The organism is Thermogutta sp., from assembly GCF_014359955.1.
In the GTDB taxonomy this organism is placed as follows: Bacteria; Planctomycetota; Planctomycetia; order Pirellulales; family Thermoguttaceae; genus Thermogutta.
In genome coordinates this window covers 1-2,223 of sequence record NZ_JACIYL010000734.1, presented here as the reverse complement: position 1 = coordinate 2,223, position 2,223 = coordinate 1, and the positions used below count along the sequence as shown (strand labels likewise).

Below are 2,223 nucleotides of genomic sequence, written 5' to 3'. Positions count from 1 at the left end.
CGTCACTCGAGGAACACGCTGAGCCATCCCCACTTCCGCAAAAAACCATGACATGCCCCGAGCAGACAGTTGTAGGGCCAATTCATGAATCGGCCTCACCAGTGGCGTGGCCTGGGTGGAACCGGGCCCGCCGGTCCCTCGCATGATTCAGACGCAATCGGGAAGCTCGGTCGGCGTGGAACCCGGAGCTGTTGGAGGGACACCTTTCACGGCGTCCGGTCAACCTCGGAGGGGCACGCTGGTCGTGCCCGAGGACACGCAATGGATAATCGAACGCTGAAAAGCGGACGTGACAAGCACGTCCCTCCGGAAAAGGTCGGGGGGACACACTTGTCGTACCCGGTGAGGAGGGATGGATGATCAATCGGTGGTCATCGGACCTGACAAGCAGGTCCCTCCGGGGCGTCGAACCGACGCCAACCAGTGTGAACGTCCGCGTCCCATTACCAGAGGAAAACTGAGGAGGTGGCAGGGGAACATGCTGAAGCCGCCGAAAAACCGCCAGGCGCGATCCGCTACTTCCTGGAGGAAGGAATTGCTCGCAATATTCAGAATTCAGACGGCTCCGAATTGGCGCGGCCGCCCATCTCGGGGTAAATGAGAAATAGGAAAGCTGAGGCGGTGGCAGAAGGGCGTCACAGCGACGTTGGTAGGTTCTATTGAGGAAGAGCAGTCTCATGGCAAACAGCGTCGATTCGGTGGCCGTAGTCACAGGTGGTGGAAGCGGAATTGGTCTGGCCATTGCGGAAGGCCTGGCTGGGGAGGGCTTTCGAGTGGCCATTCTGGGCCGGAATCCCGCTCGGCTGGAAAGTGCTGTCAAGAATTCCCGGTTTGCCGATCGATTGACGGCATTTCCGTGTGACGTGGTCGATCGACAAAGGGTCAACGCGACGTTTTCCGCCATCCGCGAGCAACTGGGGGCCCCCAAGGTCCTCGTCAATTCGGCAGGGATTAATGTCGTCAACCGAAGCATGGCGGTCCTTTCTCCAGAGGATTGGGATCGCATTCTCGCCGTTCATGCAACCGGGACATTCAACTGCATGCACGCGGTTCTGCCGATAATGCGCGAGCAGGGAGATGGACTGATCATCAACATTTCCTCCATCGCGGGAAAGCGGGCCTTGGAACTGGCCGGTCCTGCCTATTGTGCGGGCAAATTTGCAATGACGGCATTAGGCATGGCTGCAGGACTGGAGGAACGACACAACGGCATTCGGATTACGAACATCTATCCGGGGGAAGTCAACACGCCCATTCTGGAACAGCGCCCGACGCCAGTTCCCGAGGAACAGCGCCGTCGCATGTTGCAGCCGGAAGATGTGGCCCAGGTGGTGCTCACCATTGTTCGTCTGCCGCCGCGGGCCCATGTTTGGGAGGTGGTCCTGACCCCGCTGTACCAGGCCTATGCGTAACCCGCGTGGTTTCACTGAAGAAAGTGGAGAGCTCCCTAAACCGGTGCGGTCTGAACAATGATGGCAACTTTGAGGTGCCCTATTTGCGGCAAACAATTCGATCCGGAAACCACGGATGCCATGCCGTTTTGCAGCCGCCGCTGCAAGCTTATCGACCTCCGCCGCTGGCTGGATGAGGAGTACGGATTGCCGATGCCACGCGATGCCGACGAAGACGAGGAAGATGAGTGGAAAGTCCCGGAAGACGAGGAATAGGGCAAGAGTTAAGGCTCTCGGCAGCCCGGTTCTGCCACGGTGGCCGCGAGGGTTTACGGTGAGGTCTCGTTGGCTGGCACCGGAAGTTGAATGAGTCTCGCCAGCCAAACACCCTGGCAAGTAAACTCGCTGACGACCGGCTGTTCTCGAATTTCCTCGGGAATTTGATCAAGATCTGCTCGGCGGTGGTACATAACCATCCACCTGGCATTTTTGGGTGGTGTCTTCGCCCCTGCTGGCCAGCCTACCACGACAATCTCTTTCTCCGCCAGGGAAGGTGAGCCGAGCAGGATTCCGGCTGCCTGATAGGGAGCCAAACTCGGCCCAAACACGAGCGTTTCTCCTTTGTCGGCGCGGTGGGCGGCAGCAGCCAGCAGCGGTTCCGTGAGGGCGTCGCCCCAGTAATTGACCTCAAATCCCAGCCGCTCAGCACCAGCCAGACCGCCGACCAGCAGGTTGTAGTAACTCAACCAGACTGGTCTGAACGACACCACACCTACCGCCTGGAGCGCGAACAGGCCGCCCAGCACAATATGCGGACCATAACGGATGGCAA

At 59.2% G+C, this 2,223-nt stretch carries 4 protein-coding genes; 3 read left to right on the top strand and 1 reads right to left on the bottom strand.

All coding sequences use genetic code 11. The features are described 5' to 3' along the window. Positions 1 to 465 precede the first annotated feature (465 nt). The 3 genes from H5U08_RS16435 to yacG all read left to right on the top strand — a co-directional run bounded on the left by H5U08_RS16435 (position 466) and on the right by yacG (position 1,667). On the top strand, positions 466 to 597 hold the full coding sequence (locus H5U08_RS16435; protein ID WP_297035526.1) for a hypothetical protein: 132 nt from the start codon (positions 466 to 468) through the stop codon (positions 595 to 597). Positions 598 to 677: 80 nt separating this feature from the next. Then, positions 678 to 1,412: an SDR family oxidoreductase gene (locus H5U08_RS16430; protein ID WP_297035523.1), complete on the top strand. Its 735-nt coding sequence runs from the start codon at positions 678 to 680 to the stop codon at positions 1,410 to 1,412. A gap of 57 nt (positions 1,413 to 1,469) precedes the next feature. Further along, positions 1,470 to 1,667, top strand: coding sequence for a DNA gyrase inhibitor YacG (gene yacG, locus H5U08_RS16425; protein WP_297035520.1), 198 nt, complete (start codon positions 1,470 to 1,472; stop codon positions 1,665 to 1,667). Between the two features lie 53 nt (positions 1,668 to 1,720). Here yacG and H5U08_RS16420 read toward each other — a convergent pair. Continuing rightward, positions 1,721 to 2,223 (bottom strand): hypothetical protein (locus H5U08_RS16420; RefSeq protein ID WP_297035517.1); only part of this gene is annotated, 503 nt, incomplete at its 5' end.